A 26,013-nucleotide genomic window follows, 5' to 3' on the forward strand; every position below is an offset into this window, starting at 1 on the left:
GCGCTGAAAATTTCGGCGCTAGAGCGAGGACATGCGGATGATCGGTGAATCCACTTTATCGGTGCGCAGTGTCAACACCAGTTGGTTGTTGGGGTTAAGCGCAAAGTCGAATTCATGGCCTTCGGCGATGAGGTTACGCATCAGCGAATCGGCCCACCTGACCGAGCCCTCGCAGTCTTCACCGTTCGGTGGGCTCTCGTAGGTGGCTTTTTCTACCCGCATCACGTCACCCTCCCAGATCGTGGAGGCCTTGTCTCCTTTGTGGAAGGAGACTTCGGCGGTGAAGGGGACGCAGCCGGTCGAGCCCACGGCAGTGTGCTCACCGAAACTCATGTGCGGAACCTGCGCGGTATCGGCGGGGAGGGAGGATGGCGCGTCCGGGGAGGTATAAAGATTGATGACCTGCCAATCCTTGCCCACGATGCGATCATCGCCGCGCGGTGTGGGCTCCTCGTCCGCGGAGCCGCACCCGGTTAGTCCACTTGCGAGCAGCGCCGAGGCGAGCACAGCAGTGAGCGCTGCGGCGGGGCGGCGTCGCATCATGCTTCCTCCTGATCCAACGCGCCGAGGAAGGACTGCGACCACAAAGCAATATCATGTTGGCGCACCTGCTCGTTCATGGCAGTCATGCGCTCGCGCATGGTCTCAGGCGATTCCTCCAGCGCCTTGACCGCGGAGAGCAGGGCGCGCTTGATGGATTCGATGTCGAAGGGGTTGCACAGGTTAGCTTGAGTAAGCTCTGCCGCCGCACCTGCGAACTCGGAGAGTACGAGCGCGCCGGAGCCATCGCCGTGGGAGGCCACGTATTCCTTGGCTACGAGGTTCATTCCATCCTTGAAGGGCGTGACCAGCATGATGTCCGCGAGCCTGTAGTAGCGGCGCAGGACCTCCTTCGGAACGGAGCTGTGCTGATAGTGCACCACCGGCGCACCGAGGCGCCCGAAGCGCCCATTGATGCGGCCTACGGCTTCCTCCACCTTCGAGCGCGTGGCGCGGTAGTGGTCGATGCGCTCGCGCGACGGCGTGGCCAGTTGCACGAAGGTTACCTCGTCTGGGTCCAGTGCCCCGGTTTCGAGGAGCTCCTCGAAGGCGGTAAGCCGCTGCAGGATGCCCTTTGTGTAGTCGAGGCGGTCGACTCCCAAAATGACGTGCGTGGGGTTACCCAACTCAGCGCGCAGCTTGGCGATGTCCCCCGCATCACCGCCTTCAGCGAACTCACCCGCCGCAATGGAGATGGGGAAGGCGCCGATTCCGACGGAATGCCCACTACTGGTCACGATGCGCGCGGTGACCGCGCGGGTGCTCACTTCACCTTCGACCTTCAGGCCCTGGGCGCGGGCGAGCTCTAGGAAATTGCGGGCGTTGGATTCGAGGTGGAAGCCGATCAAGTTGGCGTCGAGAAGCCCCCGCACCAACTCCTCACGCCACGGCAGCTGGCGGAAGAGATCCGGGGAGGGGAAGGGGATGTGGAGGAAGAAGCCGATGGTGAGATCGGGGCGCAGCTGGCGCAGGATGCCGGGCACGAGCTGCAGCTGATAGTCCTGCACCCATACCGTGGCATTCTCCGCGGCGACAGCCGCTACCTCGTTGGCAAAAAGTAGGTTGACCTCGCGGTAAGCGTCCCACCAATCGCGGTTGTAGACGGGGGTGACGATGAGGTCGTGGTAGAGCGGCCACAGGGTGGCATTGGAAAAGCCCTCGTAGAAGGCTTCATAATCCTCTTGCGTGAGGCGTACCGGGTGAAGCAGGACGCCGTTGTCGGTGGTGAAAGGCTCAGGTGCCTCGTCGGCCACGCCCGGCCAGCCCACCCAGCAGCCCTGGTGTTCCTCCAAGACAGGGGAAAGCGCGGTGACGAGACCGCCGGGGGAGGCCTTCCATTCACGGGTGCCGTCGGCGGAGGTCTCGAGGTCCACCGGCAGGCGGTTGGCCACGACTACGAAGCTATTGCTGCGCCCGGACATAGCTAGGCCTTCTTCGCGGACTTTTTAGACGCCTTCTTCGTCGACTTCTTGGTGCTCTTCTTAGTCGCCTTCTTTGAGGCTTTCTTCGTAGCCTTCTTGGTCGACTTCTTGCTGGACTTCTTGGAGGCCTTCTTCGTTGACTTCTTGCTGGACTTCTTCGGAGCAGCGTCGGCTTGCTCGGCCAAGACCTTGCGGTGCACCAAGCCTTCCGGTTCGACGCCCAGCATCGACATAAGAGTCACGCCGTCAAGGAAATCCTCCGCATAGGTGGCAACGACGCGGCGCGCGGAGCGGGCGGTCTCTTCCTCTACTGCATGAGTCTGGTCAGCCGCTGGCTGAGTATCTGTGACCTTTGGTGGCACGGAGTCCTCCTGGGATGAAGTGTGAAAGCTTTCAGACCGGCTATTCTACGCTATTGCGACGCCGATGGGGCGCTCGGGTCATCTTTGCCGGGCACCGTGTAGGTGGGGCGCTGCGCTGGAAACTCCGTGGTGACGGGCCACATGTCCGTGACGGCATCACCCTGCTGGAAGCGCGCCTGCTGCGCGGGCGTCGGTGGCTTGGGGCCATACTGCGGCGGCGGGGCCGGAAGGTTGTGGCGCGGTGCGAAGGGGGACATGGGCACGCGGGGGATGCGTGCTCGCTGCGCCAAACGGGTGGCCCGCGAAAAGGAAAACGTTCCCAGGCGCTTGAAGGCGGTATAAGGCCGGAAGTACTGCGGGCGGCGCAGGCGGCGGGCGACGCGCTCACCGAAGACCACGCCGGCGGCGAGCGCGCCGGAAATGGCAAGCGCACTGGCCAGGTTGGTCAGGCCGGTGATGAGCTGTTCGTTGAGCATGGCATACATGCCGCGGTACAAGGTCAGGCCCGGAAGCATGGGGGTATAGCCCACGATCATGGTGATGAGCGGTGGCATCATGTAGCGGCGGGAAAGGAGACCACCCGCGAGGCCCACCGCCACGGCCGAGAATCCGGAGGCGACGACAGCGCCAACGCCGAAAAAGACGACGAGGAAGTAGTAGAAAACCATACCGGCGGCCGCCGTGAGCCCGGAGATGGTGACCTCCGACCACGAAGCCCCCAAGGCCAACGCGAAGGCGGCGGAGCCGATTCCGCCGCACAGCACCAGAAGCGGGATCTGGTGATAGACGGGTGGCGCGAGCGTCGCCAGCGGCGGCAGGCTAAAGCCCACCCATGAGGCAACCTGGATACCCAGGCCCACGCCGGCGATGATGGCGCCGGTGGACATGAGGGCCTCGAAGAACTTGGCGGAGGAGGTTACGGGGGCGCGCGTGATGCCGTCCACCAGGCACTGCACCAAGGTCAGTCCCGCCACCAGCACGATGATGCCCGAACCGATGATCTGGGAGGGCAGAATGTGGATACCGAAACCCGCGAAGACGTTGTAGAGAATGGCCGCGGGGACAACGGCAAGCAGGCCACCGACGAGGTTCTGATAGAAGGGTGGCAAGCGGTAGCCGGCCAGGAACATGTTCGTGCCCATGATGAGCGCCGAAATGAGGAACGTGATGACGCCGACGAGGAGATCACCACCGAGCATGACGGCGATAAACCCACCCATGGCTCCCCAGGCGCTGACGATGGTGGTTGTGGAATAGGGGTTCTTCATCGCGTCGATATCATCCAGGACCTTCTCCGCCATGGCCGGCGGCGTGGCACCGGAGTGGATGGAGCGGATGAGGCGGTCGACGGCGGAGAGCTTGGTGAAGTCCACAGCGATGCTCGGCGCCACGCGGAAGACGTGGAGGTTTCGCCGGTCCGGGCCCGTGCCGATAGCCGTGTGGATAGTGATCGTGTTCATCAGGATGGACACGTGACAGTAGTGCAGACCATAAGAGGATGCGACGAGGTGAATCTGCGCCTGGACGTCGGTATTGGCGGAGCCAGCCGCAATCAGGATTTCCCCGACGCGCGCGGCGATCTCCATGACGCCCGTGACCTGGGCCGGGTCGGTGAGATCGACCGGGGCAAGAGGGGAGGGCGGTGGTGCGGCCTTCGCGGCGTCAATTGTGGCGACGGGGGCCGAACGGTACAGCAGGCGCTGGCGCAAGGAAGAAAGAACAGACACGGAAAAGAAAGACCTCATCAACACTTCTGGGTTCGGTAAGTCAGCACTTTAGTAACTGCCGCCGATTTATGCACCTGCCAGTGCTTTTCGGGGTCCTCGCACTCGCTTTTTCGCAGCGCAAGCACCCTGGCTTTCCTTCCGAGGGGTGGTCTCAGGTACGATTCCCTCTAGCGGATTAGCCGCGGTGCTGGAGTGGCGCAATTGGTAGCGCAACGCACTTGTAATGCGTAGGTTGCGAGTTCAAGTCTCGTCTCCAGCTCAAAAGGGCCTTTTTAAAGGCCCATTTTTCTTAGTCGGCGAGGTGGCCTAGGGCGACGTCGATAAGCGCCCGGCGTCGCTGCGGTGACAGGGGGCGCTCGGTGAGGTGATCATGGACCCACAGGCCGTTCGCTATCACCATCGCGAGCGCCACGGATTCATCCTCCGTAGCGGGATCGGGGAGCCAACGCTCGTCGACATCCCTCCACACCTTCTGAAAATCCGGATGGGACTGCGCGTGGATGGACATCAGCAGCTCAATGAGCGGATCATTCTTGCCCATTGATTCCAACGCGGCACGGTAGCGCTGGCGCGGGCTTAATTCCTCGGCCGTCTTGCCGTCGGAGAGTGCGATAAGCTCCTCCTCCCAGCGCTCCGCGCACAACGAATGGCAGTCTATGAGCAGCTGGTGCCGGGTGGGGAAGTGGTAGATGAGCCCAGACTTGCTCATGCCCGTGGCCGTGGCCAAGGAATCATAAGTGAGCGCGTGGACGCCGTCCTTCTCGATGATGGTGAGCGCCATGTCGAGCGCTTCGACCTTTTTACTAGTGCGAGGCATCGGCACCTCCTGACGTGGGGTTGGTGCGGAAGCACCAGCCGGTGACCGCGGCGAAGACGAGCATGACTACGCCGAGTCCTGCGGCGGTGGCCAGGTAGGCGTCGGTATAGGCGGGGCCGGCAACCTCCGCGAGCGCCGAGTTGTGGAGCGCTTCCATGCCCAGGTCTTGGACGTCTTCGGGCAGACCGCTCTTGTACACCATGGGGAGTACGGAACCGGTGATCGCAATCGAGAGCAGCGTGCCGAATTCATAAGAGACCTCCTCCACGCCGGCGGCCATGCCGGAGCGCGAGGCGGGGGCGGCGCCGATGATGGCGGTGGAGGAGACTGACATGACAAGCCCCGCGCCGATTCCGGTGATGAATAGGCCCGCCAGGTATGCGGGGAAGATGTTGTGCGTGCCGCCCCACACCACGCAGCCGATGCCCGCCGCCATGAAGAGGAAGCCACCGGCGATGATCGGCAAGAAACCCCAACGGTGGAGGTTGGCACCACCCAACGCGGACATTGGGAGTGCGGCCAGCGCGATGAGGGAAATGATGAGCCCGGCATGAAGCGGGGAATACAGGTCCACCAGCTGGAGCTTCTGCGTTGTGGTCATCTCTAGTCCCGCCATGCCAAACATGGCGCCCGCCGCAGCCAAGACGCCGCCGCTGAAGATGGGGGAGCGGAAAATATCGAAGGTGAGGAGTGGTTCCTTCAGCTTGTGCTGGCGGCGGGTGAAGAGGATGGCGCCGATGAGGCAGGCGGCTAGCGCGCCGCCGATGAGCATGGCGTTGAGGTGGGCGCTGGCCACCGACTTGATGACGAGTATCAGCGAGGCCAGCGTGATGAGCGCATACAGCGAGGAGAGGAAATCCCAGTGCTTCGCCGGGTTCGCCATATTCGGCGGGGCGAGGAAGGCCGTGAGGATGAGCGCGATGATGACGATGGGCACGTTGACCAAGAAGACCGAGCCCCACCAAAAATGCTCCAGCAAGAAGCCACCCACCGTGGGGCCGGCCGCCGCACCCACGACGGCGATGGAGCCCCAAATGCCGATGGCTGTATTGCGCTCAATCTCATCCTCAAAGGTCAACCGGATGAGAGCGAGGGTTGCGGGCATCATGATGGAGGCCCCGAGGCCCAAAAAGGCGCGAGCCGCGGCTAATTCCCATGCGCCGGGCGCTAGCGCTGCGGCCAGTGATGCGATGCCGAAAATCCACAGGCCGATGACGAACATGCGGCGGTGCCCGATTTTATCGCCCAACGTGCCGGTTCCCAGCAGGAGGCCGGCCAGCATGAGCGCGTAGGCGTTGATGATCCACAGCTGCTGCAGCGAGGTGGCGTGGAGCTGATCGGAGAGCACCGGTAGCGCGGTGTAGAGGATTGAGTTGTCTAAGCCGATCATGAGCAGGCCCAGGGAAATGACGCCAAAAAAGGTCCACCGGCGCGTAGCGGAGGCGCGGAGGGATTCGGCGGAGGCTTTCACGTGGAGGTCTGACATGGTTCGAAACTATAGCGAACGGTCGTTACAGTTTCAAAGCTTAGTGGGTGGAGTTGTTGTCGCAGTCACAAAGTTTCTAGGACGTGAGAAGTCAGCTTTATGGTGGCGAAACACGCCTTAAAGGGTGAACACTGGTGCCGTTAACGGCAAAAGTTAGAGAGGTAAATCATGGCACGCAATTACGCCACACAATTAGTAGAAACCTTGGAAGCCCAGGGCGTGAAGCGCATTTACGGCCTCGTCGGCGATTCCCTCAACCCCATCGTGGACGCAGTGCGGAAGTCCTCCATCGAGTGGGTTCACGTTCGCAACGAGGAGGCCGCAGCGTTTGCCGCGGAGGCCGATTCCCTCACCACCGGCAACCTTGCCGTGTGCGCCGCATCCTGCGGCCCGGGAAATACGCACCTTATTCAGGGACTTTATGACGCCCACCGCAACGGCGCCAAGGTCCTCGCCCTGGCCAGCCACATTCCTTCCCGCCAGATCGGCTCGAAGTTCTTCCAAGAGACCCACCCGGAGGCCATCTTCCAAGAGTGCTCGAGCTACTGCGAGATGGTGAACTCCGCTGACCAAGGTGCCGTGGTCTTGCACCACGCCATCCAGAGCACCATGGCGGGCAAGGGAGTGTCCGTCCTCGTTATCCCGGGCGATGTGTCCACGCAGGAGGCCGAGGATGATACCTTCACCTCCTCTGTTATCTCCGCCGGCTGCCCGGTCGTCTTCCCGGATCCTGCCGAGGCCGCCGCATTGACCCAGGCCATCAACGAGGCCAAGACCGTCGCCCTCTTCGTCGGCGCCGGCGTGAAGAACGCCCGCGAGCAGGTCCTCGCGCTCGCCGAAAAGATCAAGGCCCCCATCGGCCACGCCCTGGGTGGCAAGATGTACATCCAGTACGACAACCCCTTCGACGTCGGCATGTCCGGCCTGCTCGGCTATGGTGCAGCCCACGAGGCCACCCACGAAGCAGACCTGCTCATCCTGCTGGGCACGGATTTCCCCTACAACGACTTCCTGCCGGATGCCAACGTGGCGCAGGTTGACATCGACGGCTCCCACATCGGCCGCCGCACCCGCATCAAGTACCCGGTGACGGGCGATGTCGCCGCCACCATCGAGAACATCCTGCCGCACGTCGATGAAAAGAAGGACCGCTCCTTCCTCGACAAGATGCTGAAAAAGCACTACGACAAGCTGCATCACGTCGTTGAGGCCTACACCTCCGGCGTCGAGAAGCACACGCCGATCCATCCGGAGTACATCGCCGACTTCATCGACCAGCAGGCCGATGAAGACGCCATCTTCACCGTCGATACCGGCATGTGCAATGTCTGGGGCGCGCGCTACATTACTGCGAACGGCAAGCGCGAGCAGATCGGTTCCTTCCGCCACGGCACCATGGCCAACGCCCTGCCGATGGCCCTCGGCGCGCAGGCGGCGCACCCGGGCCGCCAGGTCATTACCTTCTCCGGCGATGGCGGTCTGTCCATGCTCATGGGCGAGCTGCTCACGGTGAAGCTACACAACCTGCCGGTGAAGATGTTTGTGTTCAATAACTCTTCCCTCGGCATGGTCAAGCTGGAGATGCTGGTCCAGGGCCTCCCGGAGCACGAGACTGACCACGAGCATGTGAACTACGCCAAGATTGCGGAGGGCGCGGGCATCAAGCACTTCCGCATCGAGGACCCGAAGGAAGCTCCGCGCCTCATCAAGGAGGCCTTGGCCTACGACGGGCCTGCGCTTATCGACGTCGTCACCGACCCCAACGCCCTCTCCCTGCCACCCACACTGACCTTTGAGCAGCTGCTCGGCTTCTCCAAGGCGGCAACCCGCACCGTCTTCGGCGGCGGCGTGGGTCAGATGCTCACCATGGCGAAGTCCAATCTGCGCAATATTCCGCGCCCGCAGGACTTTTAATGTGTCGGCGTTAAGCGCCGCACATTAAAAGGGACCCACACCCTGCGGTTCCACCCCGCGAAAGCGTTATGCCTTCGCGGGGTCTTTGACTGGGATGAGGACCAGCGCGCCAACGAGCAAGACCAGCCCAATGGCGAGCACGCCTCCCCGGTCGCCTTGGCCCAACAGTGAGACGAAGACACCGAACAGGAAAGGCGTCAACCACGCCACGGCCCGCCCGGTCGTGGCGTAGAGGCCGAACATCTCGCCTTCGCGCCCTGGCGGGGCAACGCGCGCCAAGAAACCGCGGGCGGAAGCCTGGGCTGGTCCCACACATAGGCACAAGATGAGTCCGCAGATCCAGAAGGCCGTCGGCCCCTGCGCCACGAACATGATGCCGGCCATGAGCGTCAAGATAGCCAGGCAGGTGAGGATGATGGCTTTGGGGCCCACGTGGTCGTCGATCAGCCCGCCCGCCACCGCGCCGAGCGCGGCCGCAACGTTGGCGGCAACGCCGAAGATGAGCACGTCACCGGGAGACAATCCATAGACGGACACCCCCAGCACCGCCCCGAAGCTGAACACGGCCGAGAGCCCATCGCGGAAAATGGCCGAAGCGAAGAGGAAAGCAAAGGCATTGCGGTCCTCCCGCCACAGCGTCACCACCGTGCGCCACAGCTCGCGGTAAGACGCCGCCACACCACCCGTCGATTCACCCGACGGCGCAATCTCCGGCACACGCAGCAACACAGGAATGGCAGACAACCCAAACCACGCTGCTGAAAGCAACGCTACGAGCCGGATATTCCAGCCGCCCTCCGTGTTTAGCCCTAGTGCGCCGCCCTCGCCGGAGACGAAGCCGAAGTAGCAGATGAGCAGCAGTACGATGCCGCCGAAATAGCCTGCCGACCAGCCCAGGCCGGATACGCGGCCCACTCTGTCCTCGGTGGCCACCTGGTTGAGTTGGGCAAAGTAGTTGACCTCCGCGAATTGGATGGTCACCGAACCTACCGCCAGGCCGATAAGCCCGAGCCAGAAATACGCGGGCGCATCATTGCGGATGAAGAATAAGCTAGCCATGACCAAGAACGTCAGCAGGGACCAGAAACCCAGCGCGCGCCGCCGCGTGCCCAGCCGGTCAGAGCGCTGGCCCATCACGGGGGTGACCGCAAAAATCACCAGCCCCGCCACCGTCATGGACCACGACAACCATTGTGCCGGTGTGAACTGCGAATCAATCTGCTGGCCCACCGAGTCGGTGAGGTAGACCGAGAAAATAAACGTCACGAGAACCGCGTTGAAAGCTGCCGAACCCCAGTCCCACAGGGCCCAGGCAGCCACGGTGAGGCGGTCAGTGCGTGTCGAGGCTTGCGTCATGCTTCATTATCGTAGGCAAAAACACCTGCCGAGTGGATGGAGTTGCACTTAACGCGACGTCAACTTTTAGGCTCAACGACATGCGTAACGACTACAGCATCGGCGATGTGGCCGGCATTTTGAAAGTCACCACCCGCACCCTGCGGCACTGGGATGACATCGGCCTGCTTAGCCCCCAGTGGCGCACCGGGGGCGATCACCGCCTCTACACCGAAGATGACGTGCAACGCGGGATGGACATCCTGATTTATCGCAGCGTCGGGATTGAGCTGAAAGACATCGCAGTGCTTCTCGACGCCCCTTCCGCAGCCACCCTGGCCCGCCTCCGCGCCCAACACGAGGCCTTGCAGAAGCGGCGAGCCGACGTCGACGCCATGTTGTACGCAGTGGAAAGACTAATTGAGGAGACTGAAATGGATAAGAACCTAAGCCCCAGCCAAAAAGTGCGGAACCTGGGTGACGCATGGCCCCAACTGCAGGAAGAAGCCCACGAGAAGTGGGGAGACAGCAAAGAATGGGCGGCCAGTGCGGCCGTCGCAGATTCGATGGGAAAGAAGGACTGGGAGGAATTCTCAGTGGACCATGAGAACTTTGCGGCCGAGCTAGAGGAGGCCGCGGACGCAGGACTTGAACCGGGCGGCGAGGAGGCGAAGGTAATCGTCGACAAGCACCGCGCCCTCATCGCCCAGTGGTACCCGGTGTCGAGGTCCAAGCAGGTGATCCTGGCGCGCATGTACTGCGAGGACCCGCGGTTTAACGAGACCTACCGCGGTAATGCCGACTATTTGCGTCAGCTGATTGAGGCGCAAGCGCAGGCGGAAGGGGTGGATCTGGACAATCTCGCCTGGGACTAGTCGGTTCACAGCGCACGTACAGACTCCGCTCAGTACCCTTGGAAGCCAGAGTGCAATACTTCTCACCTTGAATGAGATATCCCTGGCGCCACCAGGCGTTAAGAGAAGCGGAGAAAGGACCAAAGCGGGACCATGGATGATTCGAAGGACGTCAAGGTACTTGTCGTCGATGACGAGCCCAATATCGTTGAGTTGCTCACCGTCTCCCTAAAGTTTCAAGGTTTCGACGTACACAGCGCCAACTCCGGCAACGAGGCCCTGCGCATCGCGCGTGAGATCAATCCAGACGCTTACATCATGGACGTCATGATGCCGGGCATGGACGGCTTTGAGCTGCTGGGCAAGCTACGCGCAGAGGGCCTCGACGGCCCCGTGCTCTACCTGACCGCCAAGGACAGCGTGGACCAGCGCATCCATGGCTTGACCATTGGCGCGGATGATTACGTCACCAAGCCCTTCAGCCTGGAAGAGGTCATCACCCGCCTGCGCGTGATTCTGCGCCGCGGTAACGCGGTGGATGACCAGGACGGCGACGCCACCATGACCTATGCCGACCTCACCCTCAACGATGACACCCACGAGGTCACCAAGGCGGGGGAGATCGTGGAGCTTTCGCCCACCGAGTTCAACCTGCTGCGCTACCTCATGCAGAACCGCGAGGTCGTGCTGTCCAAGTCTAAGATCCTGGATAATGTCTGGCACTACGACTTCGGCGGCGACGGCAACGTGGTGGAGTCTTATATTTCTTACCTACGCCGCAAAATTGATACCGGCGATACCCCGCTTATTCACACCGTCCGCGGTGTCGGTTACGTGCTGCGCATGCCGCGCTCGTAGGCTCATCCACTATGAGCGAACCCACCGCGAATATTCAGGCCCCACAATCCGGGGTGACGCTGGTGCGGGATAAAGCCCCGCGCCGGCGTATGCAGCGCCCGAAAGCGCTGCCCCTGCGCACGTGGCTACTTGTCCTCATGGTGCTGGTCTCGGGACTTGGCCTGGCCATGTCCTCCCTGGCGGTGTCGTCGATCATGCGTAACGTGCTCTACACCCGAGTGGACACCGAGCTTAACGACGCCCATAGTTCCTGGGCCAGCAACCTTGACGAGTCCTTTTATATGCCGCAGGACGGAAGCCGCCGACCCCCGACGGACTATGTGGCGCTGGCGTACTATCCCGATGGTTCCGTGGTGACCACGCGGCCGATGGCCGCATTGCCCGATGCGCGCAACGTGATCGTCGGCGGGGAACCCACCACCGTGCGCTCGATTCAGGGCGAGACCGAATGGCGGGCCGTGGCCAAGCTCCAACGGGATGGTTCCGTGGTGGTCGTCGCCAAAGACATGACGACGGAGAACTCCATCCTGAAGGGGTTGGCGATTGTCCAGGTGATCATCGCGGCCTTGGTCATGCTGATCATCGCGGTGGTGGGCATGTGGCTGATCCACCGGGCGCTGCGGCCGCTGCGCGTGGTCGAGAAAACGGCTTCCCAAATCGCGGCGGGCAACCTGGACAAGCGCGTGCCGGAGTGGCCGCTGCACACTGAAGTGGGGCAGCTTGCCGCAGCGCTCAACGTCATGCTGGGGCAGCTACAGAATTCCGTCGTCGATGCGCAGGAAAAAGAACAGCAAATGCGCCGCTTCGTCGGCGATGCCTCCCACGAGCTGCGCACGCCGCTGACCAGCCTGCGCGGCTACACGGAGCTGTACCGCTCGGGGGCTACCCAGGACGCGGAGTTTGTCTTCAGCAAGATCGATGCCGAGTCTAAGCGGATGTCGTTGCTCGTGGAGGATCTGCTGGCCCTGACGCGCGCGGAGGGCTCGCGCCTGGACATGCGCGAGGTTGACATGCTGGAACTTGTGCTGTCAGTGGGTTCCTCGGCGCGGGCGGCTTTTGCGGGCCGCACCATCAACGTCAACAACGAGGCCTCCGGGATTCCAATGGTCAACGGAGACCCGGATCGCCTACACCAGGTATTGCTTAACCTGGTGTCCAACGGTATCCGCCACGGCGGCGAGGAGGCGTCGGTGACGCTGACCTTGCGCGACGACGAGGAGCACGTGCTTATCGACGTTGCCGATGACGGCAAGGGCATCTCCCCCGAAGACGCGGCCCATATCTTTGAGCGCTTCTACCGTGCAGACACCTCGCGCACCCGCGATACGGGTGGCTCGGGTTTGGGCTTGGCCATCGTGAAATCACTCGTCGAGCAGCACGGCGGTTTAATCTCCGTGGATTCGGAGCTGGGCAGCGGCTCGGTGTTTACCGTCCAGCTGCCCAAGGCGGCAGCTAGTGCCTAGCTGCCGAAAGGTAGCAGTCAGCTCTTAGCTGTCGCGGCGGCCATCCTCGTCCGTGCCGAGGTGCTGGCGGATGCGCGCGGCGGCCTCGTCCATGGCGGCGGGGTCGGTGGCGTCGGCAGCGAAGGCCTTGGCGAAGTCGTAGTCTTCCATCTTCTCGGTGGGGAAGAGGTGGATGTGGGTATGGGGAACGTCGAAGCCAGCGATGATGTAGCCGGTGCGTGGGGTGTCGAAGGCCGTCTTGATGGCGCCACCGATCTCTAGAGCGATCTCGTTGAGGTGTGCCCAGGTTTCTGAATCGAGGTCAGTCCACTTATCGACCTCTTCGACCGGCACCACCAAGGTGTGGCCATAACGCAGCGGCTCGATGGACAAAAACGCCACGCACTTCTCGTCGCGGTACACAAAGCGAGCAGGCAGCTCGCCCTCGATGATCTTTGTAAATACGGAAGACATGGCCCCTAGGCTACCGCCAGTTAAGATAGACGGCATGCGCATTCTCGTTATCGGCTCGGGCGGCCGCGAACACGCCCTGCTCACCGGCCTGAAAGCTGACCCTTCTGTTACCGATCTGCACATTGCCCCCGGTTCCCCGGCGCATAAGATGCAGGCCACCGTCCACCCGGAGTATTCCCAGGTGGACGATCCTGCACGCATGACGGAGCTGGCAGTGGACATCGCAGCGGACCTCGTCGTCATTGGACCGGAGGTGCCGCTGGTGAAAGGCGTGGCGGATGCACTGCGTGAGCGCGGCATCGCGGTCTTCGGGCCGTCGGCAAGCGCGGCACAGATCGAAGGTTCCAAGGCCTTTGCTAAGGACGTGATGGCGGCCGCCGGCGTGCGCACCGCCCGCGCGGAGCAGCTCGCCCCCGGCACCAGCGATGAGGACATCGAGGCCGCCCTCGATCGTTTCGGCCCGCACTTCGTGGTTAAGGACGACGGCTTGGCCGGCGGCAAGGGCGTCGTGGTGACCGAGTCCCGCGACGCGGCCCGCGCGCACGTTGATGCGGTTCACGCCGTGGGCAACCCGGTGCTGCTCGAGTCCTTCCTCGACGGCCCGGAGGTCTCCCTGTTCTGCTTGGTGGACGGCGAGACCGTCGTCCCGCTGCTCCCAGCGCAGGACCACAAGCGCGCCTACGACAACGATGAGGGCCCCAACACCGGCGGCATGGGCGCCTACACCCCGCTGCCGTGGCTGCCTGCCGACGGCGTCCAGCGCATCGTCGACGAAGTCTGCGTCCCCGTGGCTAAGGAAATGGTCAAGCGTGGCACCCCGTACTCTGGCTTGCTGTACGCCGGCCTGGCGTGGGGCAAGGAAGGCCCAGCCGTGGTGGAATTCAATGCCCGCTTCGGTGACCCGGAAACGCAGGCGGTGCTCGCTTTGCTGAAGTCTCCGCTCGGAGAGGTCCTGAATGCCACCGCTACCGGACAGCTAGCGGAGCTGGCGCCGCTGGAGTGGGAAGACGGCTATGCCGTCACCGTGGTGCTGGCCGCCGAGGGCTACCCGGCTTCGCCGCGCAAGGGCGATCCGATTGCCTCGCCGGATCTTGATGATCCCACCCGGGTTCTGCACGCCGGTACCACCACGGGGGAGGGAGGCTACGTCTCCAACGGTGGTCGCGTCCTCAACGTTCTCGGCCGTGGTGCCACCCTCGCTGATGCCCGCGCAGCCGCCTACGAGGTTCTCGGCGGCATCGAGCTGGAAGGCGGCTTCTTCCGCACGGACATTGCACTGCCGGCGGAGAAGGGTCAGATTAGCATCTAATCCCCTGATAATGCCTCCTTTGGGGTGCGGCGTGGAATAATGAGCGACGTGGCTGAAAAGAAGAACATTTCCAACGTCCTGTCCGCTCGATACGCCTCCCCAGAGATGGCTGAAATCTGGTCCCCGGAACACAAGATCATCCTGGAGCGCCAGCTGTGGATTGCGGTGATGACGGCGCAGAAGGATCTTGGCGTCGACATCCCTGCCTCGGCTATCGCCGCTTACGAGGCGCAGGTTGAGAACGTCAACCTCGCCTCCATCGCGGAGCGTGAGCGCGTTACGCGCCACGACGTCAAGGCGCGCATCGAGGAGTTCAACGCCCTAGCCGGCTGCGAGCACATCCACAAGGGCATGACCTCGCGTGACCTGACGGAGAACGTGGAGCAGCTGCAGATTCTGCGTTCTTTGGAGCTGGTGCGCGATAAGGCCATCGCGGTGGTCTCGCGCATTGGTGAGCGCGCGGCGCAGTATCAGACGCTGGTCATGGCGGGTCGTTCCCACAACGTCGCTGCCCAGGCCACGACCCTGGGCAAGCGTTTCGCCTCCGCTGCCGACGAGCTCCTGCTGGGCATCGAGCGCGTGGAATCGCTGCTGAGCCGCTATCCGCTGCGCGGCATCAAGGGTCCGATGGGCACCTCGCAGGACATGCTCGACCTCATGGGCGGATCCGAAGACAAGCTCGCCGCGTTGGAGACGCGCATTGCGGATCACCTGGGCTTCTCCCGCGTATTCAACTCGGTGGGCCAGGTTTACCCGCGCTCCCTCGACTTCGACGCTGTGTCTGCGCTCGTTGAGCTGGGCGCCGCGCCCTCTTCGCTGGCCACGACCATCCGCCTGATGGCTGGCAACGAGACCGTGACTGAAGGTTTCAAGGAAGGCCAGGTCGGCTCCTCCGCGATGCCGCACAAGATGAACGCCCGCTCCTGCGAGCGCGTGTGCGGTTTCCAGGTCATTCTGCGCGGCTACCTCACCATGGTGGCGGATCTGTCCGGCCAGCAGTGGAACGAGGGCGACGTGTTCTGCTCGGTGGTCCGCCGCGTGGCACTGCCGGATGCCTTCTTCGCCATTGACGGCATGTTTGAAACCTTCCTCACCGTGCTCGCGGAATTCGGTGCCTTCCCGGCGATGATCGACCGCGAACTGGAGCGCTACCTGCCCTTCCTCGCCACCACCCGCATCCTCATGGCGGCGGTGCGCGCGGGCGTGGGCCGCGAGACCGCGCACGAGGTCATCAAGGAAAACGCCGTCGCCGTGGCACTCAACATGCGTGAGAATGGTGGGGAGCAGGATCTGATCGAGCGCCTAGCTGCCGACGAGCGCCTGCCGCTCGATGCCGCCGCCCTCGAGGCCGCGCTGTCGGACAAGCACGCTTTCATCGGCGCTGCCGAATCGCAGGTGAGCCAGATTCTGGGCCGCATCAAGGCGATTGCTGATCAGCACCCGCAGGCCGCCGCCTACACCCCGGGTGAAATCCTCTAGTTTCACCCTTGGCGGTACGTTTCGATCAATTAAGGCCCCAGATCCTCAATTTTCTGGCCCTTATTTGATCGAAACGACTTCCCATTGGCGGCCGGGCTCACCCGGCACTAGCTCTTAGGCCATTCCAGGGATGCGCAGCACCGGCAGCTCGAAGCCGCCGAGAGATTTGCCGTTGGTAGCAAGGTAGCCGCCGATCATCAGAGCGGTGAGCACCGCCATGATGCCGAGAACCGTAGCACCCGTGGACGAGGTTTGCTGCTGCGTCGTCTTGCCCGGAATGGGTAGCTCTGGCACCGGTTGGATGCCCTCCTGCGCACCGCGGCTGCGCAGCTCTTCCACGCACTCGGCAAAGGACTGCACCTGCGCTGCGTTGAAGGCATCGACGGCCTCCTTTTCCTGCGCCTGGTTTTCTGCCAGAGCGGCGCGCAGCTTGGGGCTGAAATCGCTACCCGTCGACAACAACGGTGCCGGTCCCTTCTCAGTCCGGGACTTCGCCGCATTGATCGAGTATTCGGCATCCCCTGGCAACAGCACCGATTCATCCTCCACCAGGTCCTCCGGGGCGGACGCGCCGACCATGATGATGACCATATCCGCGCCCGTGTAGCCGGCCTTGCCCAGCGCGGCCACCGTCGCCGCGTAGCCCGGCGCCTTGCTGATATCGCGCGAGGTGTACGCGGAGAAGTCCAGCTTCGGGAACTGCGCTTGAATCTTCTCCGAGGTCGTGCGGATGGTGTTGATGTAGCCCGCCCGGACATCGCGGGCTAGTGCGCGATCCGTGGAGGACGCCGACATCGTGCACAGCCACTGTCCGTGGGCGGACTCGCGCACGGAGATGTCGGCTGCGTGCGCAGCGGGCACAGACAGGGCGGCGCCCACCAGCGCAGCGGAGGTCAAAAGGGAGGTCAGGCGAGAGTGCACGGGCTTAGCTCCTCGGGATTGGGATGTATCTTGAAGCAGTCTAGACGGGTCTAGAATGTATGTCATGCGTCCAGAACTTTCTTCCTATGCCCACATCGCCTCCGGCAAGGTGCGCGATATCTACGAAATCGATGACAAAACCCTGCTCATGGTGGTCTCCGACCGTATTTCCGCCTATGACCACGCCCTCGAGCCGGCCATCCCCGACAAGGGCCGCGTGCTCACGGCGACGTCGAAGTTCTTCTTCGACGCCATCGACTTCCCCAACCACCTGGCCGGACCGCTCGATGATGAGCGCATCCCCGAGGAAGTCCTCGGTCGCTCAATGGTCGTGCAGAAGCTCGACATGCTGCCCTTCGAGTGCGTCGCCCGCGGCTACCTCACCGGCTCCGGGCTCAAGGAGTACAAGGCATCCGGCAGCGTGTGCGGAGTCGAGCTGCCCGAGGGTCTGACCGAGGCTTCCCGCCTGCCCGAGCCCATCTTCACCCCAGCCACCAAGGCGGAGCAGGGCGAGCACGATGAGAACGTCTCCTTCGATGTCGTCGTGGACAAGCTCGGCCGCGAACGAGCCGAAGAGCTGCGCGATGCCACCCTGCGCATCTATGCCAAGGCCGCCGCGTTGGCGGAGGAGAAGGGCATTATTTTGGCGGATACGAAGTTCGAGTTTGGCGTCGATAAGCACGGCACCTTGGTCTTGGCCGATGAAGTCCTCACACCGGACTCCTCGCGCTACTGGCCGGCCGATACCTATGAGGAAGGCAAAGTCCAGCCTTCCTTTGATAAGCAGTACGTTCGCGATTGGCTCACCAATTCCGGCTGGGACAAGGAGTCCACGCCGCCGCGCTTGCCGGACGACGTTGTCCAGGCCACCCGCGCGCGTTATGTTGAGGCCTTTGAGCGCCTGTCCGGAACCACCTTTTAAGGAGGCTGAATGAACGCACCGATTGCTGCCAAGCGCCCCATCACGCGAGAGTTTCACGGCCGCAGCTTCGTTGATGACTACGAGTGGCTGCGTGAGAAAGACGCCCCGGAGACCCGCGAATACCTTGAGGCCGAAAACGCCTATACCCAAGAGCGCACCGCACACCTGGACACCTTGACGGAGAACATCTTTACCGAGGTCAAGTCCCGCATCAAGCAGACGGACATGTCCGTGCCCCAGCGTCGCGGCAAGTACTGGTACTACGGCCGTACCGAGGAGGGCAAGGAGTACGGCTATAGCTGCCGCATCCCGGTGTCGGAAGGCTCCGATCCGTGGACCCCGCCGACCATCCCGGAGACGGGGGCACCGGAAGGAGAGCAGGTGCTTCTCGACGTCAACGCGCTCGCCGAAGGCCACGACTTCTTCGCCCTAGGTGCGTCCACGGTGAGCGATTCTGGTGACCTGCTGGCCTATTCGGTGGACGTGGCCGGTGATGAGCGCTTTGAGCTCTTCATCAAGGACCTGCGCACGGGCGAGCTGTTGGAGGACCGCCTGGAAGGTATCTTCTACGGTGCAACGTGGGTGGGGGAGGAGTTCATCTTCTACACCACCGTGGATGATGCGTGGCGCCCGGATACGGTGTGGCGCCACCGCGTGGGTACCCCGCAGTCGGAGGATGTCGTGGTCATGCGCGAGGAGGATTCGCGTTTCGGCATCGGCGTGGGCACGACCCGCAGCGAGAAGTACATCATGATCGTGTCGAGCTCGAAGCTGACGAGTGAGGCATGGGTACTCGAGCAGGACAACCCGGAGGGTGAGTTCCGCTGTTTGTGGGCGCGCGAGTCCGGCGTGGACTACGACGTCGACCACGCGGTCGTGGACGGTACCGACTATTGGGTGGTCACGCACAACGTGACCGGCCCGAACTTTGAGTTGGGCTATTGCCCGGTCAGTGAGGAACTTCCCTCTTTGCGTGAGCTCACCGTGCTCATGCCGCACGATGATGAGGTTCGCTTGCAGGGCGTTGATTGCTACCGCGACCACATCGTCGTGGCCTACCGCCGGGGCGGCATCGGCCGGGCGGCGATTATGGATGTGCGGGAAGGCTGGGCGCGCCTCAGCGAGCTCAACTTCAACGAGGAACTCTATACCGTTGGCGTGGCCGGCAACCCGGAGTGGGATGCGCCGGTGCTGCGCGTGAGCTATACCTCCTTCATCCAGCCCGCACAGCTCTTTGACTACCGCGTGGCCACCGGTGAGTACACGCTGCTGAAGGAACAGGAAGTTCCGGGCGGCTATGACAAGGATGAGTACGTGGCCTACCGCGTCTGGTCTGAAGCACCCGATGGGACGAAGGTGCCGGTGTCCATCGTGCACCGCGCGGACCTGGACCGCACGCAACCGAACCCGACGTTGCTTTATGGCTACGGTTCCTATGAGGCGAATATGGACCCGTACTTCTCGGTCTTCCGTTTGTCTCTTATGGACCGCGGCATGATTTTTGCCATGGCGCACGTTCGCGGTGGCGGCGAAATGGGCCGCAACTGGTACGACGACGGCAAGATGCTGGCCAAGAAAAACACGTTTACGGACTTCATCGCGGTGGCTGATGACCTCATCGCGCGCCGGGTGACTACACCGGAGACCTTGGTGGCTGAAGGCGGTTCCGCCGGTGGCCTGCTCATGGGCGCGGTGGCGAACATGGCACCGGATAGGTTCAAGGCCATCGAGGCTAACGTGCCCTTCGTGGACCCGCTGACCTCCATTCTCATGCCGGAACTGCCGCTCACGGTGGTGGAGTGGGAGGAATGGGGTGACCCGTACCACGATCCGGAGGTCTACGACTACATGGCCTCCTATGCGCCATACGAAAACATCGCTCCGCAGAAGTATCCGAATATTCTGGCGTTGACCTCGCTCAATGACACCCGCGTGCTGTATGTTGAGCCGGCGAAGTGGGTGGCCAAGCTTCGCGACGTTGCCACCGGCGGCGAGTTCCTCCTCAAGACTGAAATGGCCGCTGGCCACGGTGGCGTGTCCGGGCGCTATGCCCAGTGGCGGCAGGCGGCTTTTGAGTACGCGTGGTTGATCAACCAGGCCACGGGTGTCGAGGCTTAGAGACCGCTTGCGCTGTGTGGCTAATGAGCCACACAGCGACCTAGGCCGCCCATGTGGGGGGAGCGCCGAATCTCTTTCAGCGCGCGCCGGGGCGGTGGCTGTGCGATAATTTTCCTTATGCATGGCCACCTTCTGGTTTCGATTTCCAGTATTTTTAATGACACCCGAAGCCAAGCCTCCGATCTGCTCAAGCAGTTCGATAAAGCTGACGTTCCTGTCTCTTTGCTGGTGGCGCCGCACATCGACGGCAATTGGCACCTAGCTAAAGACGCGGCGACGCAATCCTGGCTTCGCGAGCAGGCCGAATCGGGCCGCGTGCTTATTCTCAATGGCTTTGACCAAGCGGTCCAGGGCCGCCGTGCGGAGTTCGCCAACCTGGATGCGCACGAGGCACGTTTGCGCCTCAAGGGCGCGACGCGACAGATGGCCAAGATCGGCTTTGAGCCGACCATCTTTGCACCGCCGCGCTGGCGAATGTCGGAGGGAACACTAGAAGTCCTTCCCGAGTTTGATTTCGACTTTGCCGCCTCCACCCGTGGCATCCACGACCTTCGCACAGGCGAGCTCCACCAAGCCCGCAATCTGTCCTTTGGTGAGGGCTTCGGTTCGGCAAAGTGGTGGCGCCGCAACATTATTCGCGCAGCAGAGCGCTCTGCACAGCGCGGCAACACCGTGCGCCTGTCAATCTCTGGCCGCAACCTCGATGACCGTAAGGTAGTTGCTGATTTCCTTAAGGCCGCCGAGCGCGCCATGGCAGCAGGTGCCCGCCCCGCTGACTATTCCGTTTTCACGCACGCCGAATAGCCCACCAACCTCTTTTTCTTTTCTAGCGCGTACTCGATACAACATGGGGAAGTTGGAGACTCCACGACTCGGTGGTGTTGCGTCAACTTCTACTTGGAAAAGCTAGTTCTTGTGGCTAACTTCAAACAGATCATCGCGATGTGCATTGAAGGTGATGGGGTCTTTACAGGTTTACAGCCAACTGCCCGTGTAAACACATGCAGATAAGCGTTTGGCGCTCTTGGGGCAGAGGTTTAAAAGCGTTCATTTGTTTGAAAATGATGTTTTGCTGCTGTCATTAAATGCGCCAGCTTCTCATACGGGCGCGTACGAAAGTACGGTTCCCTCTCGAATTAGGTGTGGTTCATTGAAAAGCGTGTGCCCCCGGGAGGTTTCCCTGGGGGCACGTGCGTGTTTCTCTTAGCTCTTTAGAACCAAGAAAGTTAGGGCCAATCTACTTAACAACAATCTTTACCATTACCGGCTCGTCATTCACGGTTACTTCCTGACTACCCTCGAGCGCTCGCGCGGAGGAAAGACTGGAAAGCCCTGAACAAGATGCGTTGATGGTATGCGAACCAGGTTCCAACGCGTAGAAGTACACGCCTTTGGCATTAGTCGTGTGTACCTTTTCCTGCGAAAGGCCAAGAAGCTTACATTCGCCTGCCGGGTTACCACTGGAGGTTACAACGCGAATCGTTGATTCTCCTGCATTAGGCTTGGACTGCCCATCGTTGGGGAGGCCTTGGCCGACACTGATTGCAACAACTAGGGAAATAATGCCCAGAACGGTACCAATGAGTCCGAGAAGGTTACTTGGGTTATTAATGAGAGCTTGAACCTGAGCTGGAACCGGGATCTGTGGTTGCATTGTTTTGGATCTCCTTAATGTCATTGAAGGTATTTAGCATGCTTGGGCTTATACGTAGGGCACTGTTTTCAGGGCAGCCGAGATCGCTGATGCCATGCGTGTGAATGCCGATGGCAGCGTTGTCTGTGGCATAGACCGGAGAACCGCTTTGTCCGCCTGTGGTGTCTAAGCTATAGCAAAGTCGAGTTTGGGTTCCTGGATGAAGGATTCCGAAGAGAGAACTTCATGAGTGTCCTTTGCAGGAGAGAGATGATTTGTGGGGTGAGCTGGGGTAAGTCCCTTTCACCTTGTAGTGAATTATGAGGCATCGAAAAGGAGCCTGCAACCGTCAGGCGGTTTGATGTTGCCTTGTGCTCCCCCCCCCAAAAAAAGGGGAGGGGTGGCCTCTTGTTTCATCGGGTCCGGCTGGTCTCTATTCAGATTCGGTTGGGGCGCAGGCCGCGCCGATGATGCCAAGCGCAGCCAGCAGGCCGAGGCCACCGACGGCGTACTGAGCTTCGCGCGGGATGTTGCGGGTCATCGACTCAATCTGCTTCCGGACAGGCTCGAAGCCCGGGATGTTGAACTGCGTGTTGGCAAACCCAAGGAAGGCAACCGGAATGGCGAGGGCTGCGGGGATGGTGAGGCCGAGGGCAGTCGGCAGGCAGTGCTCGCCGGCAGAAGAACCGGAGCTGTGAGTTGGCTTGGTGTCAACCTTGTCGTCATCGTCGGTCTGATCCGGCTCCTCCGACGGAGCCGGCTCCTCAGACGGGTCCGGCTCGTCGGTCGTGGTGCAGTCCTTGAGCTGGTTATCGGTGCGCTTCACCGTCGCAAGGTTAAAGCCCACCTTGACCGGGTCGTGGTCGGAGGAGCGGTAGGGGTTATCGGCCTCGAAGACATCGCCGCCGGTGTAGTTGCGGCGGGAGTATTCCATGGCGATGGGCTCGTCAGAGTTGATGTTCCAGGTCTGCGCGGCCTGCGCATCGACGTGCTCGTTGGCCAGGATGTGGTCCAGGGAGCCGAGGCGGCCGGAGAACTGGTAGGAGGCCACGTTCTGCCAGTCCTCTTGCGCATTGAGCTCTTCCACCGGGATGGTGTAGCCCGCATTGCGGAAGACGGAGATGGCATCTTCCTTGGAGTAGGTGTTCAAATCACCCATGACAAAGGTGGCCTTCTTCTGCCACTGCGGTTGCTTGGCCAGCCCGTCGAGGACGGCCTGGGCGTGGGCGTTGCGCACGTTGGGGTTGTTGCCTTGGCCGTCGCCGGTATCGGCATCACCGTTCGCTACCGATCCCTTGGATTTGAAATGGTTGGTCACCACCACGAAGGAATCGGGACCTTCAACAGCGCACCTATCGGAAACAGGCTGGAACTCCGCGGCGAGCGGGGTGCGGGCGGTGCCCTTGAAGCGGGCGTCCTCAAGCAAGGTGGCCTCACCCACCGGCTTAACGCGGTCCTTCTTGTAGATGATCGCGGTGCGGATGACGTCCGTATCGGCTGACGCGTTCGCCGGGGCCTTGACGTAATCCCACTTCTCAGAACCCGCGCGGGAATTGAGCTCACCCACGAGGTACTTCACGGCGTCATCGTAGGAGCCACCCACGGTATTCGCGGCATTCTCGATCTCAGACAGGCCAATGACATCGGCATCAAGGCCCTCCAGCGCGGTGAGGATCTTGCCCTTCTGGTCATTGAACGCGGACTCGGACCACGCACCGCGGAAGGTCCCGCTATCGGAGCCCACGCCGTTGCCAAAGCGGTCCTTGTACGCCTTTGCGCCGTTGTCTTCGCCCAAGTTGATGAAGAAATTCAGCACGTTAAACGCCGCCACGGTGTAATCGCCAGCCACCTGCGGGGCCTCTGGACGGGCCGGGTCCCACGTAATCGGCAGGTCCGCGGCGGCAGAGTCACCGGTAATCATCGCGGTGGGTTGGAAGCGCCACTGCTCGTGACCGTAGCCCAGGATGACGCCGGAGTCCGCGAACTCTACCTGGTTGGTGGTGCGGATGGTCTTGACCTCCGAGCCGTTCTGCATGATGTAGGGCAGCTTCGTCGAGGCGCCATCACGGGAGAAGTCGCGGGTGGAGCCGTCGTCCAAAATGACGTACTTCGCCGCGTTAGCAGCCTCCATGTCCTTTTGCTCTTGGGTGCCCGGGGAGACGATGTCGGTGGGCTGACGCAGAGCTTCCGTGCCCGGAGCCAAGCCCAGCTCGCCGTAGCGGTTGAGACCGTAATTGTCGGTCACGGTGTGCACGCCCGGCTTGAGCAGCATGGACTCGAGCTTCTCCCGCTCCTCATCACCTTCCGGCAGGGCATCGATGGCCAGCGGGGTGACGGCGGGGAGGGCGTCGGAAAGCACAGAGCCATTGCTCAACGCGATTTGAGTCTGCCCAAAGTACTCATCAACGGTGCCGGTGACCTCGACGGACTCCCCAATTTCTGGGTAGAAGCCGGTGCCACCGGTGTAGACGAAGACTGCCTCAGATGCCTCGGTCGGCGCGGTCTGGCCCGTGCCCGGGGTCTGGATGGTGAAGCCGTTGAGGGATTTCTCGCCCTGCCATACCGCGGTCACCACACCCTGGGTAGAGACGTTCTGGCCCTTGAGCGGGGACTGTGCGCCGGTGCCCTGGAACTCCGGGATGGTGACCGTGGAACCCGGCTCGGCCGGGGATGGGTCCGGTTGCGGGGTGGTGCCGCCGGCAGACTTCGGCGTCGGTGCTGCAGTGCTGAAGTCGGCGGCATTGTCGTCGGTGTCGGTGCCCTCGGCGTCCCGCTGCGCAGAGGTGGAGTTGTTCAGGGCTTGGGCGGGGGAGCCCTCGCTAATCGACGCCTCCCCATACCCCACGAGGTCCACCTCGGCACCGGAGGCGTCGTAAAGCTTGACCGAGCCTTTGGAGCCGGACAGGTTCAGGTTCCCCTCTACATCAGGGGAAGGAAGCGGCTCCCCGGTGTCGCCGCCACCTTCCTGGATGAGGAAGTAGCCCCCAGCCGGGAGGGAGCCGGACAGCTCGTGTTTTCCGCCTGAGTTGCCAGAAGCGGATAGGTACTCCACGGACCAGCCAGTGAGGTCGAGGTCAGCGGAGGTGGGGTTATAAAGCTCGATGAAATCCTTAGTAAACGCCGCCCCCTTGTTGCCGCCGCCACCGTAGACCTCAGAGATAACGGCGTTGGAGCCGTCCGCCGCCGCACCGGCCTGAGGTGCGACGATGCAGGTAGAGACAAGAGCAGCGATGGCGAGTGAGCCAATGCCTTTGAGATACATGAGAGGTTCCTTGGATAGGTGAGAACAGGACAATGCATCTCGTTCTACCCGGGTTTCGCACCGAGTGATACCGGAGCGCACTAGGTGAGCTGGGGGTTAAGGTGGGATTCCCCAAGAATTCTTCAGCCGTTTGGTTTGAATTCATCACCCCCAAAGATTCCGAATCTTTCTTGCCGGCGGGATAGACTGGCGGGGCACCTATACTCACGCACAGTAAGGCAAAAATTTTCATGGCTCGTGTAGTTGTCAATGTCATGCCCAAGGCCGAGATTTTGGACCCGCAAGGTCAGGCCGTTGTTCGCGCGCTGGGCCGCCTGGGGGTTGCTGGTGTCAGCGACGTGCGCCAGGGCAAGCGCTTTGAAATTGAAGTCGATGATTCGGTCAGCGCCGAGGAGTTGGAGAAGGTGGCTTCCACCCTGCTGGCCAACACCGTGATCGAGGACTACGAGGTCATCCAGTAATGAAGATCGGCGTTATTACCTTCCCCGGCACGCTTGACGACGTCGACGCGGCCCGCGCCGCCCGCACCGCCGGCGCCGAAGTCGTGTCCCTGTGGCATGCGGACGAGGACCTGCGCGGCGTCGATGCCGTCGTGGTTCCCGGCGGTTTTTCTTATGGCGATTACCTGCGTTCCGGCGCGATTTCGGCGCTCGCCCCGGTAATGCGCGCGGTCGTCGATGCCGCTAACAAGGGCATGCCGGTGCTCGGCATCTGCAACGGCTTCCAGATTCTGACGGAAGCTGGCCTGTTGCCCGGCGCCCTGACCCGTAACCAGGGCCTGCATTTCCACTGCGTGGATACCTACCTCGAGGTGGAGAACGCACAGACCTCCTGGACCAGCGAGTTTGAGCAGGGCCAGCGCATCCTCATCCCGGCGAAGCACGGCGAGGGCCGTTTCCAGGCGGATGCGGAGACCGTGGAGCGCTTGGAGGGCGAGGGTCGCGTGGTCTTCCGCTATACCGATAACTTCAACGGCTCCATCAATGGCATTGCCGGCATCACCAACGAGGCCGGCAACGTGGTGGGGCTGATGCCGCACCCGGAGCATGCCATCGATCTTCTCACCGGCCCGTCCACCGACGGTCTGGGTTTGTTTGTGTCCGCCCTCAAGGTCGTCGCTTAACCCGCGCCGACGGTTA

Annotated in this window: 22 protein-coding genes and 1 tRNA gene; 12 read left to right on the forward strand and 11 right to left on the reverse strand. The window is 62.1% G+C overall.

The window, feature by feature from the left end; translation table 11 throughout:
• Positions 1 to 18 precede the first annotated feature (18 nt).
• The 4 genes from HMPREF2967_RS02570 to HMPREF2967_RS02585 are packed head-to-tail and all read right to left on the reverse strand — an operon-like array spanning position 19 to position 4,050.
• The gene (locus HMPREF2967_RS02570; protein ID WP_070683728.1) at positions 19 to 543 is read right to left on the reverse strand and encodes a hypothetical protein; all 525 of its coding nucleotides are present in this window, start codon (positions 541 to 543) and stop codon (positions 19 to 21) included.
• Positions 540 to 1,961: an alpha,alpha-trehalose-phosphate synthase (UDP-forming) gene (locus HMPREF2967_RS02575; RefSeq protein WP_070684864.1), complete on the reverse strand. Its 1,422-nt coding sequence runs from the start codon at positions 1,959 to 1,961 to the stop codon at positions 540 to 542. The genes HMPREF2967_RS02570 and HMPREF2967_RS02575 overlap by 4 nt, the downstream gene beginning before the upstream one ends.
• Before the next feature lie 2 nt (positions 1,962 to 1,963).
• Positions 1,964 to 2,323: a hypothetical protein gene (locus HMPREF2967_RS02580; protein ID WP_070684866.1), complete on the reverse strand. Its 360-nt coding sequence runs from the start codon at positions 2,321 to 2,323 to the stop codon at positions 1,964 to 1,966.
• A 50-nt stretch (positions 2,324 to 2,373) separates the two neighbouring features.
• Positions 2,374 to 4,050, reverse strand: a complete 1,677-nt coding sequence (locus HMPREF2967_RS02585; RefSeq protein ID WP_070684905.1) for a threonine/serine exporter ThrE — start codon at positions 4,048 to 4,050, stop codon at positions 2,374 to 2,376.
• Between the two features lie 186 nt (positions 4,051 to 4,236).
• On the opposite strand from HMPREF2967_RS02585, the gene HMPREF2967_RS02590 reads away from it, so the two are divergent.
• A tRNA-Thr gene (locus tag HMPREF2967_RS02590) sits at positions 4,237 to 4,309 on the forward strand.
• Between the two features lie 30 nt (positions 4,310 to 4,339).
• Here HMPREF2967_RS02590 and HMPREF2967_RS02595 read toward each other — a convergent pair.
• Both HMPREF2967_RS02595 and HMPREF2967_RS02600 read right to left on the reverse strand, forming a co-directional pair.
• Positions 4,340 to 4,867, reverse strand: a complete 528-nt coding sequence (locus tag HMPREF2967_RS02595; protein WP_070684868.1) for a TetR/AcrR family transcriptional regulator — start codon at positions 4,865 to 4,867, stop codon at positions 4,340 to 4,342.
• A complete protein-coding gene (locus HMPREF2967_RS02600) occupies positions 4,854 to 6,353 on the reverse strand; it encodes an MFS transporter (protein ID WP_070684870.1) in 1,500 nt (499 codons plus the stop codon). The genes HMPREF2967_RS02595 and HMPREF2967_RS02600 overlap by 14 nt, the downstream gene beginning before the upstream one ends.
• Positions 6,354 to 6,521: 168 nt before the next feature.
• Here HMPREF2967_RS02600 and HMPREF2967_RS02605 point away from each other — a divergent pair, with 168 nt between their 5' ends.
• On the forward strand, positions 6,522 to 8,267 hold the full coding sequence (locus tag HMPREF2967_RS02605) for a pyruvate dehydrogenase (RefSeq protein ID WP_070684872.1): 1,746 nt from the start codon (positions 6,522 to 6,524) through the stop codon (positions 8,265 to 8,267).
• Between the two features lie 66 nt (positions 8,268 to 8,333).
• Here the strand turns inward: HMPREF2967_RS02605 and HMPREF2967_RS02610 are convergent, their stop codons facing one another.
• Positions 8,334 to 9,623, reverse strand: coding sequence for an MFS transporter (locus HMPREF2967_RS02610; RefSeq protein WP_070684874.1), 1,290 nt, complete (start codon positions 9,621 to 9,623; stop codon positions 8,334 to 8,336).
• An 80-nt stretch (positions 9,624 to 9,703) separates the two neighbouring features.
• Here HMPREF2967_RS02610 and HMPREF2967_RS02615 point away from each other — a divergent pair, with 80 nt between their 5' ends.
• The 3 genes from HMPREF2967_RS02615 to HMPREF2967_RS02625 all read left to right on the forward strand — a co-directional run bounded on the left by HMPREF2967_RS02615 (position 9,704) and on the right by HMPREF2967_RS02625 (position 12,777).
• Positions 9,704 to 10,477, forward strand: a complete 774-nt coding sequence (locus HMPREF2967_RS02615; protein ID WP_070546752.1) for a MerR family transcriptional regulator — start codon at positions 9,704 to 9,706, stop codon at positions 10,475 to 10,477.
• A gap of 132 nt (positions 10,478 to 10,609) precedes the next feature.
• Positions 10,610 to 11,314 carry a response regulator transcription factor gene (locus HMPREF2967_RS02620; RefSeq protein ID WP_046649284.1) on the forward strand — a complete coding sequence of 235 codons (705 nt, stop codon included), beginning with the start codon at positions 10,610 to 10,612 and terminating at the stop codon, positions 11,312 to 11,314.
• A gap of 11 nt (positions 11,315 to 11,325) precedes the next feature.
• Positions 11,326 to 12,777: a sensor histidine kinase gene (locus HMPREF2967_RS02625; RefSeq protein ID WP_070684876.1), complete on the forward strand. Its 1,452-nt coding sequence runs from the start codon at positions 11,326 to 11,328 to the stop codon at positions 12,775 to 12,777.
• 24 nt (positions 12,778 to 12,801) lie between these two features.
• Here the strand turns inward: HMPREF2967_RS02625 and HMPREF2967_RS02630 are convergent, their stop codons facing one another.
• Positions 12,802 to 13,230, reverse strand: a complete 429-nt coding sequence (locus HMPREF2967_RS02630) for an HIT family protein (RefSeq protein WP_046649286.1) — start codon at positions 13,228 to 13,230, stop codon at positions 12,802 to 12,804.
• A 34-nt stretch (positions 13,231 to 13,264) separates the two neighbouring features.
• On the opposite strand from HMPREF2967_RS02630, the gene purD reads away from it, so the two are divergent.
• Both purD and purB read left to right on the forward strand, forming a co-directional pair.
• Positions 13,265 to 14,539 (forward strand): phosphoribosylamine--glycine ligase, encoded by a 1,275-nt coding sequence (gene purD / locus HMPREF2967_RS02635; RefSeq protein WP_070596932.1) that lies wholly within the window; start codon positions 13,265 to 13,267, stop codon positions 14,537 to 14,539.
• Between the two features lie 39 nt (positions 14,540 to 14,578).
• Positions 14,579 to 16,018, forward strand: coding sequence for an adenylosuccinate lyase (gene purB, locus HMPREF2967_RS02640; protein WP_070684878.1), 1,440 nt, complete (start codon positions 14,579 to 14,581; stop codon positions 16,016 to 16,018).
• Between the two features lie 114 nt (positions 16,019 to 16,132).
• Here the strand turns inward: purB and HMPREF2967_RS02645 are convergent, their stop codons facing one another.
• Entirely contained in the window at positions 16,133 to 16,939 is an 807-nt protein-coding gene (locus HMPREF2967_RS02645; protein ID WP_070623069.1) for a serine/threonine protein kinase, read from the reverse strand.
• A gap of 64 nt (positions 16,940 to 17,003) precedes the next feature.
• Here HMPREF2967_RS02645 and HMPREF2967_RS02650 point away from each other — a divergent pair, with 64 nt between their 5' ends.
• The 3 genes from HMPREF2967_RS02650 (at position 17,004) to HMPREF2967_RS02660 (ending at position 20,783) form a co-directional block, all read left to right on the forward strand.
• Positions 17,004 to 17,861 (forward strand): phosphoribosylaminoimidazolesuccinocarboxamide synthase, encoded by an 858-nt coding sequence (locus HMPREF2967_RS02650; protein WP_070562275.1) that lies wholly within the window; start codon positions 17,004 to 17,006, stop codon positions 17,859 to 17,861.
• Positions 17,862 to 17,870: 9 nt separating this feature from the next.
• Positions 17,871 to 19,979 carry a S9 family peptidase gene (locus tag HMPREF2967_RS02655; RefSeq protein WP_070684880.1) on the forward strand — a complete coding sequence of 703 codons (2,109 nt, stop codon included), beginning with the start codon at positions 17,871 to 17,873 and terminating at the stop codon, positions 19,977 to 19,979.
• A gap of 117 nt (positions 19,980 to 20,096) precedes the next feature.
• Entirely contained in the window at positions 20,097 to 20,783 is a 687-nt protein-coding gene (locus HMPREF2967_RS02660) for a DUF2334 domain-containing protein (protein WP_070623075.1), read from the forward strand.
• A gap of 433 nt (positions 20,784 to 21,216) precedes the next feature.
• On the opposite strand, the gene HMPREF2967_RS13075 is transcribed toward HMPREF2967_RS02660, so the two are convergent.
• Both HMPREF2967_RS13075 and HMPREF2967_RS02665 read right to left on the reverse strand, forming a co-directional pair.
• Entirely contained in the window at positions 21,217 to 21,633 is a 417-nt protein-coding gene (locus HMPREF2967_RS13075) for a hypothetical protein (protein WP_070522883.1), read from the reverse strand.
• A 412-nt stretch (positions 21,634 to 22,045) separates the two neighbouring features.
• Positions 22,046 to 24,874 (reverse strand): ExeM/NucH family extracellular endonuclease, encoded by a 2,829-nt coding sequence (locus tag HMPREF2967_RS02665; protein WP_070623078.1) that lies wholly within the window; start codon positions 24,872 to 24,874, stop codon positions 22,046 to 22,048.
• A gap of 230 nt (positions 24,875 to 25,104) precedes the next feature.
• On the opposite strand from HMPREF2967_RS02665, the gene purS reads away from it, so the two are divergent.
• A complete protein-coding gene (gene purS / locus HMPREF2967_RS02670; RefSeq protein WP_039676532.1) occupies positions 25,105 to 25,335 on the forward strand; it encodes a phosphoribosylformylglycinamidine synthase subunit PurS in 231 nt (76 codons plus the stop codon).
• Positions 25,335 to 25,997: a phosphoribosylformylglycinamidine synthase subunit PurQ gene (gene purQ, locus HMPREF2967_RS02675; RefSeq protein ID WP_070522890.1), complete on the forward strand. Its 663-nt coding sequence runs from the start codon at positions 25,335 to 25,337 to the stop codon at positions 25,995 to 25,997. Before purS ends, purQ begins: the two co-directional genes overlap by 1 nt.
• The last annotated feature ends 16 nt before the right edge of the window (positions 25,998 to 26,013 follow it).

It is taken from the genome of Corynebacterium sp. HMSC059E07 (genome assembly GCF_001814395.1).
GTDB classification, from domain to species: Bacteria; Actinomycetota; Actinomycetes; order Mycobacteriales; family Mycobacteriaceae; genus Corynebacterium; species Corynebacterium hesseae.